12 protein-coding genes and 1 pseudogene are annotated in these 14,605 nt (G+C 61.9%); 6 read left to right on the top strand and 7 right to left on the bottom strand.

What is annotated here, in order from left to right:
• Positions 1-158 precede the first annotated feature (158 nt).
• Both V1283_RS06815 and V1283_RS06820 read right to left on the bottom strand, forming a co-directional pair.
• A pseudogene (locus V1283_RS06815) lies at positions 159-386 on the bottom strand (amino acid ABC transporter ATP-binding protein); the annotation flags it as partial.
• A 122-nt stretch (positions 387-508) separates the two neighbouring features.
• A complete protein-coding gene (locus tag V1283_RS06820; protein ID WP_334385661.1) occupies positions 509-1,063 on the bottom strand; it encodes a PAS domain-containing protein in 555 nt (184 codons plus the stop codon).
• Between the two features lie 607 nt (positions 1,064-1,670).
• On the opposite strand from V1283_RS06820, the gene V1283_RS06825 reads away from it, so the two are divergent.
• Together V1283_RS06825 and V1283_RS06830 are read left to right on the top strand one after the other, a co-directional pair.
• Entirely contained in the window at positions 1,671-2,468 is a 798-nt protein-coding gene (locus tag V1283_RS06825; protein ID WP_334385662.1) for a rhomboid family intramembrane serine protease, read from the top strand.
• 202 nt (positions 2,469-2,670) lie between these two features.
• Positions 2,671-3,099, top strand: coding sequence for a CBS domain-containing protein (locus V1283_RS06830; protein ID WP_334385663.1), 429 nt, complete (start codon positions 2,671-2,673; stop codon positions 3,097-3,099).
• Between the two features lie 3 nt (positions 3,100-3,102).
• On the opposite strand, the gene V1283_RS06835 is transcribed toward V1283_RS06830, so the two are convergent.
• Positions 3,103-4,161, bottom strand: coding sequence for a patatin-like phospholipase family protein (locus V1283_RS06835; protein ID WP_442895708.1), 1,059 nt, complete (start codon positions 4,159-4,161; stop codon positions 3,103-3,105).
• 234 nt (positions 4,162-4,395) lie between these two features.
• Here V1283_RS06835 and V1283_RS06840 point away from each other — a divergent pair, with 234 nt between their 5' ends.
• Positions 4,396-5,478, top strand: coding sequence for a hypothetical protein (locus tag V1283_RS06840; protein ID WP_442895844.1), 1,083 nt, complete (start codon positions 4,396-4,398; stop codon positions 5,476-5,478).
• A gap of 61 nt (positions 5,479-5,539) precedes the next feature.
• Here the strand turns inward: V1283_RS06840 and V1283_RS06845 are convergent, their stop codons facing one another.
• The gene (locus tag V1283_RS06845) at positions 5,540-6,103 is read right to left on the bottom strand and encodes a nitroreductase family protein (protein ID WP_334385664.1); all 564 of its coding nucleotides are present in this window, start codon (positions 6,101-6,103) and stop codon (positions 5,540-5,542) included.
• Between the two features lie 275 nt (positions 6,104-6,378).
• Here V1283_RS06845 and V1283_RS06850 point away from each other — a divergent pair, with 275 nt between their 5' ends.
• Positions 6,379-6,603 carry a type II toxin-antitoxin system HigB family toxin gene (locus V1283_RS06850; protein WP_334385665.1) on the top strand — a complete coding sequence of 75 codons (225 nt, stop codon included), beginning with the start codon at positions 6,379-6,381 and terminating at the stop codon, positions 6,601-6,603.
• 10 nt (positions 6,604-6,613) lie between these two features.
• Positions 6,614-6,985 carry a helix-turn-helix domain-containing protein gene (locus tag V1283_RS06855; RefSeq protein WP_334385667.1) on the top strand — a complete coding sequence of 124 codons (372 nt, stop codon included), beginning with the start codon at positions 6,614-6,616 and terminating at the stop codon, positions 6,983-6,985.
• On the opposite strand, the gene thrS is transcribed toward V1283_RS06855, so the two are convergent.
• Both thrS and V1283_RS06865 read right to left on the bottom strand, forming a co-directional pair.
• Complete coding sequence (thrS, locus tag V1283_RS06860; RefSeq protein ID WP_334385668.1) at positions 6,982-9,024, bottom strand: threonine--tRNA ligase; 2,043 nt, start codon at positions 9,022-9,024, stop codon at positions 6,982-6,984. The two genes, V1283_RS06855 and thrS, sit on opposite strands and share 4 nt — an antisense overlap.
• Before the next feature lie 92 nt (positions 9,025-9,116).
• Positions 9,117-11,333, bottom strand: a complete 2,217-nt coding sequence (locus tag V1283_RS06865) for a pentapeptide repeat-containing protein (protein WP_334385669.1) — start codon at positions 11,331-11,333, stop codon at positions 9,117-9,119.
• Positions 11,334-11,722: 389 nt separating this feature from the next.
• Here V1283_RS06865 and V1283_RS06870 point away from each other — a divergent pair, with 389 nt between their 5' ends.
• Positions 11,723-12,985, top strand: coding sequence for a hypothetical protein (locus V1283_RS06870; protein ID WP_334385670.1), 1,263 nt, complete (start codon positions 11,723-11,725; stop codon positions 12,983-12,985).
• 10 nt (positions 12,986-12,995) lie between these two features.
• Here V1283_RS06870 and V1283_RS06875 read toward each other — a convergent pair whose 3' ends face one another.
• Positions 12,996-14,531, bottom strand: a complete 1,536-nt coding sequence (locus V1283_RS06875) for an alpha/beta fold hydrolase (protein WP_334385671.1) — start codon at positions 14,529-14,531, stop codon at positions 12,996-12,998.
• Between the last annotated feature and the right edge of the window lie 74 nt (positions 14,532-14,605).

Here is a 14,605-nt window from a genome sequence, read left to right on the forward strand (position 1 = left end):
CTGATCGGAGTTGAGTCTTGGACCGGAGTTGAGTCTTGGTGGCTTCCGTTGCTGGCACATAGCGTCGTTTCGGTGCGATGCGGAATTTCGTCCGCTATCTTCGCATAGCGGACCTGGCGAGCCGTCCGCTCGGTAGATTTATGGGTTCACGCCCTCGCTCAGCCGATCTGGCCCACGAACTGCTGCAGTTCCGGCGTTCGTGGCGCAGCGAATACTTCCTTCGGAACGCCTTCCTCATGCACCTTGCCGTGGTGCGTGAAGACGAGCTTGGTGCCGACGTCGCGCGCAAAGCGCGTTTCGTGCGTCATCAGAATGAGCGTCATGCCTTCGCGCGCCAATTGCTCGACCACGCGCAGCACTTCACTCACCAGTTCGGGGTCCGGCGCCTCGCATTTAGGCAATGCTCGGTGGTGCTTTTTTTTAGAGACTTTTTGTGGGTCGTTTTCGAGCATGGTCACGCGACCGTGCGCGTCGTGCTGCGGTATTCGTTGAACCCGTCGGTTCGTGATTACCGCAGGCCCTCATACACCATGAAGCCGCGCGCGATGGCGAGCTTGCGCAGGGCGCGCGGAACGAACTTTTGCGGCCGGTGCAGATAGCGCCACGACGTCACCTTGAAATCCCTGATCGTGCCGAGGTCGTTTTCGAACGGCGCCAGCACACCGGTCAGGCTGATCGGCGCATGCGCGCGATTGTTGAATGGCAGCAGCAGCAACTCCAGATGCGCCGTCGTGCCGTCTTCCGACGTCGCGGTGATGCCGGCAACCGCCGGCAGCATTTCCTCGGCCACGTAGCTGACGATGTCCTCGATCTCGTGGCGGCTGTCCGCAGTGAACAGCGCGGAGAAGCTCGTATCCTTCAGGTCGCGGCCGAGCAGGGCAGAGACCCGCGTTCCGGCGACGCGGAACGGGTAGCCGGCATCGTTGTCGTAGGACAGCACGAAGATGTCGCCGAGCAGCTCGCGCACTGCGCCGGGTTCGATCTCGCTGCGGTCCGGTGCCCGCGCATCGCCGCGCTTCGCATCCCAATAGGCGAAGAACTCGCGACTCGATGAGTGTTTCATAACTAATCCTCGCCCCCCGGGTTGCCTTAGGCGAGACACTTCTGTCCCGCTTTTGCGCAACACGCCTTCCCTTGCGTGTTGTGCAGGACGGGATTTGCAGCGTCCATGCCGGGAACGCGATTTGGCCGCGCGAGCCACGACTTTGCGTTGTTAACGTTAAATTAACTATGAGGTTGGCGAAGGCGGGGCGGCGTGCGTAGTGTGGAACGCATCGGACGGCGCCGGCTTATCTCAGGGTTCTCGGCGCAGTTGGTACACAGGTGGCGTCAAACAGTTTGGTCATCGCGCGGGGAGGGGTGGGGATGTAATCCCGGCTCCCGGGGCGCGAGAAGATCGACAAGACAAGGGAGGATGTTCTCAGCATCCTCCCTTTTTCTTTTGCCGATTGTGCCGACATCGTGTCCCGGACGCGGCGCAGTGCATTAGCGGTGCGACGCAGAGCCGGGGCCTAGCATACAGCCCCTTTGGGTTCCGGCTCTGCGTCGCGTCACTTCGTGCCGCGCCGCGTCCGGGGCATGAATAGCTGTGATTGTGCACTTGCACAGGGCGGGCAAAGCCGCCTATCTGGAACCATACACCTCGAAGCCGCCTTGCAGGGTCCTGGCCTTTGGAATCCCCGTCCTACTCATCCCAGTTCGAGCCGCCGGACGCCCCGCGCGAGCCGATCCTGACGCTGCCGGGTGCGCTGACGGCGTATGTCGTGCTGATCGCTGCGATTCATCTGCGGGTGCTGCTGCCGGCGGAGCTGGAGAACTGGACGATCGACGTGTTCGGTTTCATTCCGAAGCGCTACGATTCCACGCTGCTCAACATCACCTTTCCCGGCGGGGCCGGCGCCAAGGTCTGGACCTTCGTCACTTATTCCCTGCTGCATGCCAATCTCAGCCATATCGGCTTCAACGTGCTGTGGCTGTTGCCGTTCGGCAGCGCGCTGGCCCGCCGGTTCGGTCCTGTCAGGTTCTTCGTATTCATGGCGGTGACGGCCGTGGCGGGCGCGCTGGCGCATCTCGTCACCCATGAGCACGCGATCGCGCCGATGATCGGCGCCTCGGCCTCGGTATCCGGCGCGATGGCCGCCGCCATCCGCTTCGCCTTCGTGCGGGGAAGTTTTCTTTCGTTCCACCGGGGCGATGCGGATGCCGCGGCGAAGGTTCCAGCGCTGTCGCTTGCCCGGGCGTTGCGCAACCCGCGCGTGCTCGGATTTCTGGCGGTGTGGTTCGGCGTCAACATCATCTTCGGCCTCGGGTCGATTTCGATCGGTACTGACGGCGCCAGCGTCGCCTGGCAGGCGCATATCGGCGGATTTCTCGCCGGCCTGATGCTGTTTTCGCTGTTCGATCCGGTACCGCGTGCGACGCCGCATACCGCCGATGCCTCAGCGCCGGACGAAACCGGCCGCGTCTGATCGCCGCTCGCTCGCCGCTTGCGGCGAGGGGCGATTTCATCCATCATCCACACAAGTTGTGGCGCAAGCCAATGCCCGCTGCCGTGCACGACAGCCGCGCTTGTAAACCGCGCCTCGAAACGACACCGGCGCGGAACTGTTGATTGAAGACTCGCGAACAAGTCGGGCTCTCGGGGGCACGAACGGATTCAGGGAGGCGACAATGACGGTACGTTCAATTCTCGACACCAAGGGCCACCAGATCCAGAGCATCGAGCCGGAAGCCAAGCTTTCGGCGGCGATCAAGATCCTTGGCGAGCGCAAGATCGGCGCCGTGCTGGTGATGAACCAGGGACGGCTTGAGGGCATCCTTTCGGAACGCGACATCGTCCGGGTGCTGGGCGAGCGCGGCGCCAGGGTGCTCGAGGAGCCGGTCGGCGCGGTGATGACGCGCAAGGTCGTGAGTTGCCGCGAGTCCGACACCGTTGCCGGGATCATGGAAATGATGACGATCGGCAAGTTCCGTCATTTGCCCGTGGTCGAGGACGGCAAGGTGGTGGGCCTGATTTCGATCGGTGACATCGTCAAGCGCCGCGTGCAGGAATACGAGACCGAGCAGGAAGCGCTGCGCGACTACATCAAGACGGCCTGATCGCTATTCCTTCTCGGCCTTTTCGACCGCCTGCTCGGTTTCGCCCGCCGGCGGTGGCACCAGAATATGGATCGCCTCCTGGATCGACTCGATGGCGCGTTCGGCGGCGCGCACGCCGTGGGCGATCAGGTCGTCGGCCCGATGAAAATCGAACCAACCGATCTTGGCGACGCGGGGCGAGATCAACAGATCCGGCGGATCGCCCGCCAGCCGTGCGCGGGTGATGCGGTCCTGCATGATGTTGAAGGCATCGACCATGACCGAGGAGATGCCCGGCCGTCCGCCGCCGCCGAAGAACTCACGCTTCATGGTGCGCTCGGCGGAGAAGAATTTTCCGATGCCGCGTTTGCGCGGCTCGGGTTCGGGCAGCGCTTCCGGCATCACCGATACCGAAACGCCCGCCGTCGGGCCGTGGGAATAGATTGTCGTGGAGTGCGTGAAGACGTCGCTGGAAAGATTGGCGGCGATGACGATCTCCGCACCGAGCGCGCGTGCCGCCGACACCGGCACCGGATTGACCAGCGCGCCGTCGACGAGCCATCGGTCGCCGACCAGGACCGGCGAGAATATTCCCGGCAGCGCATAGGAGGCGCGCATCGCATCCACCATCGGGCCATGGGTCAGCCAGATCTCGTGACCGGTGCGCACTTCGGTCGCCACAGCGGCAAATTTCACCGGTAGTTCCTCGATCAGGCTCTTGCCCAGCGTGCCCTCGATTTCGGCCGCAAGCCTGGCGCCGCCGATCAGCCCCGAGCCGTTCAGGCGGATGTCGAGATAGGAGAGGACGCTTCGCGGCTGCAGGCTGCGCGCCCATTCTTCCAGTTTGTCGAGATGTCCGGCGGCATAGGCGCCGCCGACCACGGAGCCGATCGACGTTCCGACCACCACATTGGGACTGATTCCGTGGGCCACCAGCGTCCGGATGATGCCGATATGGGCAAAGCCGCGTGCGGCGCCGCCGCCGAGCGCGAGCCCGATTACCGGCCGGCGGATACTGCCGAGCCCCACCTTGTCTTGGGCATAGGAGCCCTTTTGGCCGCGGCCCATCCAGCTATCCAACACGCAAACTCTCCTGCGGCCTCAACAGTATTCGCCGCGGCGCGGCCACGCCAGAAGCGTCCATTCCGATCTGCCTGCATGGTTTATGCCGGCGAATGCGGCTTGGGCGGGGAATGTGACTGGACCACGTCCGCAGCATTAACATTTGGGTGTCCGGCGCCGGTTCCGCCACCGCCGCCGACCGAACTTACGCTACGGAGGCTTGAATTTGCCGCGTTTTCAGTGAAAAGCATGGCCATGATTTCGGGCGGTCACAGTATCGTTGGAAACGGGCGGGGCGGATGGCCTTTTCCGGCGCTGGCGCTTGCCTTGGCACTTGTCCTGGCGCTGACCGCACTGCTTCCGGTCCCGGTCTCGGCCCAGATGTTCTCGGATCGCCCGCCACCGGTGCCGCCGGCCGCGGTTCCGGATGTCCAGACCGCACCCGCCATGAATCTGGCGCCGCCGTCGGGGACGGGAACGGTCCCGCCGCCATTGACGCAGCCGACCATTGTACCGCCATCGATCGCAACGATCCCGCCGGCAACGCCTCCAGCAGCGGCCCCAGTTCCAACTCAGGGGGTACTGTCGCTGACGGCGCGCTACGGCAAGGATCTGCCGGTCATCAATGGCGGGCTGGTGTGGCGGGTGTTCGCCGACAAGCCCGACGACACCGGCACCTTCAAGCTGATCCGCGAGGAGCGCGGTGCCACCCCGAACATCGTGCTGCCGCCCGGCAGTTACGTCGTCCACGTCGCCCTCGGCCTGGTCAGCGCGGTACGTGCGGTGAGCCTGAAGGCGGAGACGGATCGGGTGGCCTTCGTGCTTCCAGCCGGCGGACTGCGCATCGAGGGCCGCGTCGGCTCCAGCAAGATTCCACCGAACCAGATTTCATTCGCGCTCTACAAAGGCAGCCAGTTCGAAGGTGGCGCCGGCGCAGAGCGTTCCTCGCTGGTGCCCAACGTCGCCGCTGGCGACGTCGCGCTGCTGCCAGAGGGCACCTACTACATCATCTCCAACTATGGCGACGCCAACTCCGTCGTGCGCTCCGACATCCGCGTCCAGGCCGGCAAGCTGACGGACGTGACGGTTAGCCACCGTGCGGCGGTGATCACGCTGAAACTCGTCAGCGACCGGGGCGGCGAGGCGCTCGCCAACACCGCGTGGTCGGTGATCACGCCGGGCGGCGACGTCATCAAGGAATCGATCGGCGCATTTCCGCGCGTCGTGCTGTCCGAAGGCGAATACCGGGCGATTGCCAAGAACGAAGGCAAGGTGTTCGAGCGGCCCTTCAACGTCGTCAACGGCGTCGACGCCGAAGTCGAGGTCATCGCGCGGTAGCCGCGCCCCAGAGACAAAATCGCGAAAACAACCCCATGCAAAGTAGAGTTGGCCCCGGAATCTAGAACCGCGTCACGATATCGGACAGCACCGGCCGCGGGCGGTCCTCGGCAGGCTTTGCCGGCGTGCCGATATGGATGAAGCCGGCGAGTTTTTCGTCCGCCTTCACGCCTAGCCCGTCGAGCACGTCGCGGTCGAACGCGAACCAGCCGGTGAGCCAGTTGGCGCCATAGCCGAGCGCAGTGGCGGCGGTGACGATGTTCATCGCGCTGGCGCCGGCGGACAATTCCTGCTCCCAGGCCGGCACCTTGGGGTGCGGCCGGGTGAAACTGACCACGGCGATCACCAACGGCGCATCCATCAGCCGGCCTTTTTCGGCCTCGATGTCGGCGATGGGAGCTGCCGGATTCTTCTTCGCGAACACCTGCGCGATGATCTCTCCGGCTCGCGCCCGGGCGCCGCCCTCGAACACGATGAAGCGCCACGGCGTCAGCTTGCCGTGGTCCGGCACCCGCGCGCCGATAGTCAGGATGGTGTCGAGTTCGCTCGCAGTGGGGCCGGGGCCGCTCATCTCGCGAGGTTTGACCGAACGGCGGATTTTCAGGAGTTCAATGGCATCGGGCACTATGGTCTCTTTCGTCGGACAAGGCAGGGGTTGCCTACCACGGACATAGGGTGGCGACGAAGCCGGGGAAACCCCTTTTAGATCGATTGTGAGACAGTTCGGGGTCTTTGGACGAGGCAGCCATGAATCGGGAGAAATCGCCAGACAGTCGAAAACAACCTCTTGGTCCCAAGGTGGGACCATGTTAGAGTCGCCCTGTGAGGGTTATAGCGCTCAGCACACTCAAGACGTTTCTTAACCGTGGCGAGAGCGTAGCCGATGCTCGCGAGCCGATGATGGCCTGGTTTCGGCAGGTCAAACAGGCAGACTGGGGCAAACCAGCCGACGTCAAGCGAGATATCCGCAGTGCCAGCATCCTCAGGGATGGAAGGGCGGTGTTTAACATAGCCGGCAACAAATATCGGATCGTCGTCTGGATCAACTATCCGTATCGTGTCGTTTACATCAGGTTTGTCGGCACCCATCGGCAATATGATGCAATCGACGCGCAGAGCATTTAAGGATTTTGTCATGGATATCGCACCGATCAAGTCCCACCGCGACTATCGCCGCGTTCTTAAGGAGATCGAGGGGCTGATGAGTGCACGGCGCAATTCACCTGCGGGCGATCGGCTCGATGTATTAGTTACGCTGGTCGAGGCTTGGGAACGGAAGAATTACAGGCTGGACCTGCCGGACCCGGTGGAGGCGATCAGATACCACATGGAACAGAGCGGATTGCAGCCGCGCGACCTCATTCCATTTATCGGTAGCCGCAATCGCGTGCACGAAGTGCTCAATCGCCGGCGCGAGCTGACACTCAATATGATCAGGCGATTGCACGAAGGGCTCGGCATCCCGGCCGAGTCCTTGATCAAGATCGGGCAGAATAAGGCCGCCTAAGCCATCCGCGCCCGCTTCACGTCCGGCGGCGTCGCTTCCTCGACCAGCGCAGCCAGCGCCTCGTCGGTCGGCATCACCTTCTGGACGTCGCTGCCGAGCCGGCGGATGGAGACCGAATGGGTCTCGGCTTCCTTCTTGCCGACGACGAGCAGGGCAGGGATCTTTGCCAGCGAGTGCTCGCGGACCTTGTAGTTGATCTTTTCGTTGCGCAAATCGATCTCGACGCGCAAGCCTGCGCGCCGCGCGGCTGCCGCGACCACCTTGGCGTACTCGTCGCCTTCGGAGGTAATGGTGGTGACCACCACCTGGGTCGGCGCCAGCCAGAGCGGAAAATTGCCGGCGAAATGCTCGATCAAAATGCCGATGAAACGCTCCATCGAGCCGCAGATCGCACGGTGCACCATCACCGGCGCCTTCTTGGAGCCGTCGGCGTCGATATAGAACGCGCCAAAACGTTCCGGCAGGTTGAAGTCGACCTGCGTGGTGCCGCATTGCCAGTCGCGGCCGATGGCGTCGCGCAGCACATATTCGAACTTCGGCCCGTAGAACGCGCCTTCGCCGGGGTTGATCTCGGTCTTGATGCGGTTGCTGCCGCTGGCCTGAATTTCTGCGAGCACCGTCGCCATTACACGCTCGGCATGGTCCCACATCTCGTCGGTGCCGACGCGCTTCTCCGGCCGGGTCGAGAGCTTGACCGTGAGTTCGCCGTCGAAGCCGAAATCGGCGTAGGTCGACAGGATCAGCTCGTTGATCTTGAGGCACTCGTCGGCAAGCTGGGCCTCGGTGCAGAAGACGTGCGCATCGTCCTGGGTAAAACCGCGCACGCGCATCAGGCCGTGCATGGCGCCCGACGGCTCGTAGCGATGCACCACGCCGAATTCGGCAAGGCGCAAGGGCAGGTCGCGGTAGCTCTTGAGGCCATGCTTGAAGATCTGCACGTGGCCCGGACAGTTCATCGGCTTGAGCGCAAACCAGCGCTTGTCCTCGGCCTCGTCGCCGGCCGACTGCGCCGCGAACATGTTCTCGCGGTACCAGTCCCAGTGGCCGGACGTTTCCCACAGCACCTTGTCGAGGATTTGCGGCGCGTTGACCTCGCTGTAGTCGCCGGTCAGGCGGCGGCGCATATAGGCGATCAGCGCCTGGAAGATGGTCCAGCCCTTCGGGTGCCAGAACACCACGCCGGGGCCTTCCTCCTGGAAATGGAACAGGTCGAGTTCGCGGCCGAGCTTACGGTGGTCGCGCTTCTCGGCTTCCTCGATCTGCTTGAGGTAAGCGTCGAGCTCTTCCTGCTTGGCAAACGCCGTGCCGTAGATGCGCGTCAGCATCGGGTTGTTCGAGTCGCCGCGCCAATAGGCGCCCGCCACCTTCATCAGCTTGAAGGCATTGCCGACCTTGCCGGTCGAAGACATATGCGGGCCGCGGCAGAGGTCGAACCAGTCGCCCTGGAAATAGATTTTTATGGGCTCGTCGCCGGGAATGGCATCAACCAGCTCGACCTTGAAGGCCTCGCCCTTGTCGCGGAACACCTGCTTGGTCTTCTCGCGGTCCCACACTTGCTTGGTGAAGGGCTTGTCGCGCGCGATGATCTCGCGCATCCGCTTTTCGATCGCCGCAAAATCTTCCGGCGTGAACGGCTCGTTGCGGAAGAAGTCGTAGTAGAAGCCGTTCTCGATCACCGGGCCGATCGTGACCTGCGTGCCCGGCCACAGCGACTGCACGGCCTCCGCCAGCACATGCGCGCAGTCATGCCGGATCAGTTCCAGCGCTCTGGCGTCGTCGCGGTTGATGAGTTCGATCTTCGCATCGCCCGAGATCGGATCGTTGAGGTCGGCGACCACGCCATCCAGCGCCATTGCCACCGTGCGCTTGGCCAGCGACGGCGAGATGCCCTTGGCGAGATCGAGCCCGGTGATGTCCTTGGGATATTCGCGCTTCGCGCCGTCCGGGAAGGTGAGGGTGATCTTTTCCAAGGGCTCGGCCGGTTTCAAATTAGCAAGGCCGAACTGGAATCCGGATGCGGGCGTGTTCTGGTCAGACATGTCATTCTCCTGAAGCTCACTCCTGCGAACGAGCGCAGGTAAGCGGGAAGCAGCGGTATAGCAGGGGATTCGGCTGAGGCAAATGACCCGTCTCAAGGCGTTCGCAAGGTGTCAAAGAGTATAGGAAACGGATCGTGACCCCCACGACCAACATCTCCGTCGGCGACCCTCCGTATTTTTTGTCCAGTGGATTGATCCAAGCTCCTTAGAGTCTCGCAGCCGTCGACGGTTTCTGACAGTAGAGCCTTCGCAAAGATTTTGCCGAATTCTTGATCGCCGGCACTGGATGGTTTGAAGTCTGTTAAAAAAAAGAAGTCGGACCACGAAGGGTTTCGCTGCAGGAAGTTGTTAATTGTACCTCGGGCAACGCTGGAACTGTTCTCTTTGCTTTCACAAATCAACTTGATGAGCAATTTCGCGCGTCGGTCATTAAAGCTTGTAGCGACAGCCTTTGTCGCTGCTTCGCAATCGCGCCATTGCTGTTCAGCCTTCGTCGCCGCGTCCTCATTAAGTTTCCCCAATAGCCCTGAATGCATTCGTTCGTGCGTTGCCTTTCGAACCGTCGCATCTCTGATTTCACTCACACTATTGTCTATATAGTCCTCTATTGCCTCGGTTGTCGTCAGATTTGATCTGGCCCTAAAGAAAGGAGGCGATCTTATGACAATACCTTTGTCGGGTACTTGATTGCTGACATGGCCCTCCATGCACTTCACGTTCCGTGATCTCCAAATGTATATGCCGGACATCTCAGCGGAGGTTAGCAAACTGTCTTGCAGGTTTGCTCCTTGGAGTGACGCTTGGTTCAACGAGGCGCCTTCCAATAGAGCTGCCCATAGCGAAGCCCCTTGCAGTTGGGCGTCAGTCAACACGGCTCCCCGTAGTTGCGAACCGAAAAGGTCTGCGCCTTGCAACTGTACACCCCTCATCGATGCTCCCTGAAGCTGCGCATTTCGCAAATTGGCGCCTTGTAGCTTCGCTGCGTTCAGAACTGCCCCTTGAAGCTTCGCGTTCTCAAAAATCGATCCTTGAAGGGCGGCGGATCTGAGAGAGGCCTCCTGTAGCTGCGATCCCTTGAAGTAGCTGCCCTGAAGTTTGGCGCTGTTGAACGTAGCATTGCCTAGGCGGCTGCCTTCGAAGGAAGCGCCTTGAATGCTTGCATTGTCGAATGTCGCTCCGACCAAGCTCGTGTCAGAAAAATCGACATAACGAAGGTCCGCAAACGCAAATATCGCGCAGTCCAAATTTCGCTCACGCAGAATTCTGGTGCGTTCGCTCTGGTAAGTGTACAGTCCTCGATCAACGATGTCCTTTTCGATCCTCGGTAGTTCCTTGCCGTCGACGAAGTTCGCGCGCGTTACATCTAATCTGTCGAATCGCTTGGTGAACCCCCGTTCGCAGCTTACGCCAGTGATTTCTCTTCCATTTGGGAGGTTAGCGTATTGTTCGCCGGGGAAGGTCGCGAACAAAAGAGTCAACACAACACAGAATAAGGCCAGCAGTTGAAACATGACGTGGCCGAGGCGACGTAACTCTCTTCTTTGTTGCGGTATCGGCCAGTCGAAAATTCTTGCGCCCTTCGGGACGAGTGGCCATGGCCTTTTTTGCAGAAGCGGCCACAGCAGAAAGCCAGTAATCCTTCTTGGCAGGCCCGTAAGTTGCCGAAGTTTGTGTTTCAGCAGGGCCCAGTCAAAATCGCGTTGAGCGTTCAGTACAAGTGGCCAAAACAGGAAAGCAACAGCCAACTCGATCAGGATAAGCAGCCGGTGAACCCACGTGGCAGAGTGGCTATGATATGGCAAAAAGGCGATCAAGAATGCGATAAGGATAATGATTGGAGATATGACAAGCGTGATCCAGGCCATGGCTTTCAGCGAACGTCCGAGCCAACCAGTACGTTCGCGAGGTGAACCGGCAAACATTTGGGCGAATAGTGTGTTCGCTAGCCTTTGCCGCATCATCGCATTGGCAGTCGGCGAGGGTATCGCTTGATCGATGGCCGTGTTGTAGCTCAGCGCTGTGCGAGCAAGTAGCAGGACCTGCAACAACACATAGAAATGAAAGAGGACGAATAATATTGGCGCGAGGAAAAAGAAGCCCCACAACGGAAGGTCAACATTTAGCACTGGTAGCTTGATCGGTTCGGACAGAAGCAGCTGACGGTGTTCAATCGTTGTTGCCGCTATCAGCAAGTACAGTGAAAAAACCAGGAAACTGATCCAAATTGTCGATACGCGCGTCGCTGAATCGTTGAGCGATTTCTCCAGCGCCTCAACGTCGAACGGAACTGCCTTTTTTTGTGAAGTCATTATCATTTTCCTGCCCGCGCAGGTTGAAGAATTGCAAACAGATTGATTGAGCGCAAGGGTTGTGGCGGGCATGGAACGCCATGGACACGGCAGGAATGCTGCCCGAATTATCTTCCGGTCTCGATGTCTCAATTCGCTCCGCTGCCTTCTAACCACCTTCGGGGCGATCATGTTCGGCGTCGGCTCACCGGTGACGCCGTGGCTGGCCTCGCGGCATCCTGTCGACGGCGATGGTTGGCGTGCTCGCCAACCATGATGCAAATGCGGGACGTCTCCCGATTTTGGGTGCGCACGACCCGCCAGCATCGCGACCAAGGGTTGCGGCATCACTGGGCATTGACTAACCTTGGCGCCATTGCTCCATTCGCCAAAATCGTTCCGGCCCAATGATGCTTCGCCTTCTCCTTCTCGCAGCCCTGCTGCTGGCTCACGGCGAGGTGCGTGCCGAAACGCCGGCCGAAAAGGCCGGATTTCCGCCCAAGCTGATCATTTACAATGCCAGGGGCCCAGCCAATTCATGCGGTCCGGGTTGCGATCACTGGATCGCGGTCGAAGGCCAGGTCGACGAGGGCGCGGCCGCGCGCGTTGACCGCTTTCTGCGCGACGTCAAGGACAGCAAGCGGCCGATCTATTTTCATTCGCCGGGCGGCGCGGTCAGGCCATCCTATGTCATCGCCCGCCTGCTGCGCAGCAGGAAGGCCGTTGCCCGGATTGGACGCACCATTGCAACCGCCTGCGCCGGAGGAACCCAGGTCGACGCGGCCTGTCTCAAGATCAAGACGGCGGGCGGGGAGGTCGAGGCCGAGCTCACGACCCGTAACGCCATGTGCAATTCGGCCTGCAGCTATCTGTTTCTCGGCGCCACGACCCGCGAAGTCGCGCCCGATGCCGCGATCGCCGTACATAACTCCCGGCTCACGCTGCTCGTGCGCGGGTCATTCTCGGCGCAGCAGATTGCCGATTTCAAGCAGCGCGGCATGGCGAGGGCCGACCGCGAGCGCGCCGCCTTTGTCGTTTCCATGGGCATCAGCCGTGAGCTGGACGATCTCATCAAGACGGTGAAATTCGAGAACTTGCATGTCCTCACGCGGGCCGAACTCTATCGCTTCGGCATCGATACACGCCCCTTGCCCGAAACGGCGTGGACGCTCGAAGCCGCATCGCGCCCGTATGTCCGCAAGATCGCCGCGGCAAAACAGAGCGACGGCGCCTCGTTCCGAACGATGGAGTGGCGGCTGTTCTGCGAGAACAAGGATCGCGCCCGGTTGATGTTCGTGCGGGAATCCGACCAGGGCGATGGCGGCCTCAAGACGATGATGTTGACGGCGGGATCGGACAAGTCCGTCGCCTTTGGAAGATATCCAGCGCGTGTCGGCAAATTCGAGGTGTGGAGCGATATCGTCGCGCCCGATGCCATGCAGGCAATGCTCACTGCTTCCAGCCTGCAGATGGGCGAGGGTACGCGCGACGCGGAAGGCAAGACCAAGCTCGCGACGTTCGACATCGATACGCTTGGGCTCGGGAAGTCATGGACGCAGCTCCTGTCGTCATGCCCGGCAAACACCACCCGGCCAGCGGCGACGTCTTCCAGTCTCAACGCAGCTCCCGCAATTCCGCCGGTTTCCGCTGTTCCCGCGACTTCGGCGAAGTGATGTCGGCCGGTCACTTCGCTAGATCGCCGACGAACTGCCTGATGTGGTCCAGCACCGCTTGCCGGTCACCGGCGAAGGCCCAGTGATCGGCGCCGTCGAGCTCGACGAAACGCGCCTGCGGGATGTGGTCGGCAAGATGTCTTCCGGCGCCGATGCGGACGGCGCGGTCGCCGCGGCGGTGCAGCACCAGCGTCGGAACGGCAATCCGCTTGAGAAGATGCCGCACATCCGTATCGCGCAGGGCCTCGAGCACCCCCTTGATGGCGCCCGGGCTTGAGGCCGCACGGAGCAGGCCGGCCCACCAGGCTCTCGTTTTGGCGTCGCCGGCGAGACTCGGTGCAAACGTCTCGATTCCCGCAGGCCCGCCCCAAGCCGACACGAGCTGCTGTAGCCACGCATCATATTGAACGGCGTGTAACGCATGCGGATAGTCATGTGCAAAGCTTCCTTTCGCGAGCGAGTCGAACAGGATCAGCCCCGCGACGCGGTCGGAATGTTCGGCTGCGAACCTGATGCAGGCCGGTCCGCCTTCGGATGCGCCGAACAGCACGATCCGGCGCGAGCCCGCCGCATCGAGCACGGTGCGGATGTCCTGTGCGGTCGCCTCTGCACTGGGGCTGAACCCGACCCGGTCGGAAAGGCCGACGCCACGGCGATCGAGCAGAATGAGACGGCCCATCTCCGCCAGCGAAGACAGGAACGCCCGGCACCCTGCGTCCTCCCAGACGCGTTCGACATGGGACACGAAGCCGGGCAGCATCAGGATATCGGTGTACCCTTTGCCGTAGGTCTGGAATGCGAGATGCACGCTGCCGCCGCTGACATATTGAGTCGGCGGCGGCGCCTCGGCATCGGCTTCGAGCAGCGCGTTCGTCTCGGGTTCGGGCGCCACGTCGAGTTCGTCGCGCAAACGCTGTGTCAGCGCCTTGAGCTGGCGCTCGGCTGCGGCCCGATCGCCGCCCAGCATCAGGTTGCGAATCAGATGGCGTGCATAGATTTCGCTGAGCTGATCGAGCGCCACCAGGCGGCCGGCATGCGCGGCAGCGGATGCGTAGTCGCCCGCCGCTTGCTTCTCCTGCACCACCCGCTCGAGCGCCTGGATCGCGCGGCCGCGCAGGGCCTCCCTGCGGAAGAACGCCCACTCGTCGAATTGCGGACAGTCGCCGGGCGAGAAGCCGTCGAGAAAGTCGGCTTGATAGAGAGCGCTGGCACGCTCGAACGCGCCGCGGTCGCAAGCCTCTTCGAACAGGCGTGAATCGATTTTCAGATCGAGTGCCGCCGACAGCCGGACCGTGGATCTGTCGGAGGCGAGTACATCGCCGAGCGCGAGCTGAAGGCGATGCAGCAGCCGGCGCAGCCGTGCCCTTACCACGTCCGCCGGGCTTTCCGGCCACAGCATGGTTGCGATCACATCGCGCCCGACCGGGCCCTTGGCTTCGGCCAAATAGACCAACAGCGCGAGGCCCTTGCGCAACGCCAACGGGTACAGGCGGTCATCACAACGGATCTCCGGGAACCCGAGCGTCCGGACGCTGAACGAAGCCATGGCGATGCGATCTTCAGTGCTGGCGTCCGGGAACGCGGTGGCGTTCCGGGGACGCGGTGGCGCCCCGGGGACGC

This window comes from Bradyrhizobium sp. AZCC 2262 (genome assembly GCF_036924535.1).
Classification (GTDB): domain Bacteria; phylum Pseudomonadota; class Alphaproteobacteria; order Rhizobiales; family Xanthobacteraceae; genus Bradyrhizobium.

What these genes read in the sequence shown, in the direction of transcription:
- V1283_RS06820 (WP_334385661.1), bottom strand. Translation starts at nt 1,063, where the DNA reads ATGAAACACTCATCGAGTCGCGAGTTCTTCGCCTATTGGGATGCGAAG.
- V1283_RS06865 (WP_334385669.1), bottom strand. Translation starts at nt 11,333, where the DNA reads ATGACTTCACAAAAAAAGGCAGTTCCGTTCGACGTTGAGGCGCTGGAG.
- thrS (WP_334385668.1), bottom strand. Translation starts at nt 9,024, where the DNA reads ATGTCTGACCAGAACACGCCCGCATCCGGATTCCAGTTCGGCCTTGCT.
- V1283_RS06840 (WP_442895844.1), top strand. Translation starts at nt 4,396, where the DNA reads ATGATTTCGGGCGGTCACAGTATCGTTGGAAACGGGCGGGGCGGATGG.
- V1283_RS06870 (WP_334385670.1), top strand. Translation starts at nt 11,723, where the DNA reads ATGCTTCGCCTTCTCCTTCTCGCAGCCCTGCTGCTGGCTCACGGCGAG.
- V1283_RS06850 (WP_334385665.1), top strand. Translation starts at nt 6,379, where the DNA reads ATGGCCTGGTTTCGGCAGGTCAAACAGGCAGACTGGGGCAAACCAGCC.
- V1283_RS06830 (WP_334385663.1), top strand. Translation starts at nt 2,671, where the DNA reads ATGACGGTACGTTCAATTCTCGACACCAAGGGCCACCAGATCCAGAGC.
- V1283_RS06855 (WP_334385667.1), top strand. Translation starts at nt 6,614, where the DNA reads ATGGATATCGCACCGATCAAGTCCCACCGCGACTATCGCCGCGTTCTT.
- V1283_RS06875 (WP_334385671.1), bottom strand. Translation starts at nt 14,531, where the DNA reads ATGGCTTCGTTCAGCGTCCGGACGCTCGGGTTCCCGGAGATCCGTTGT.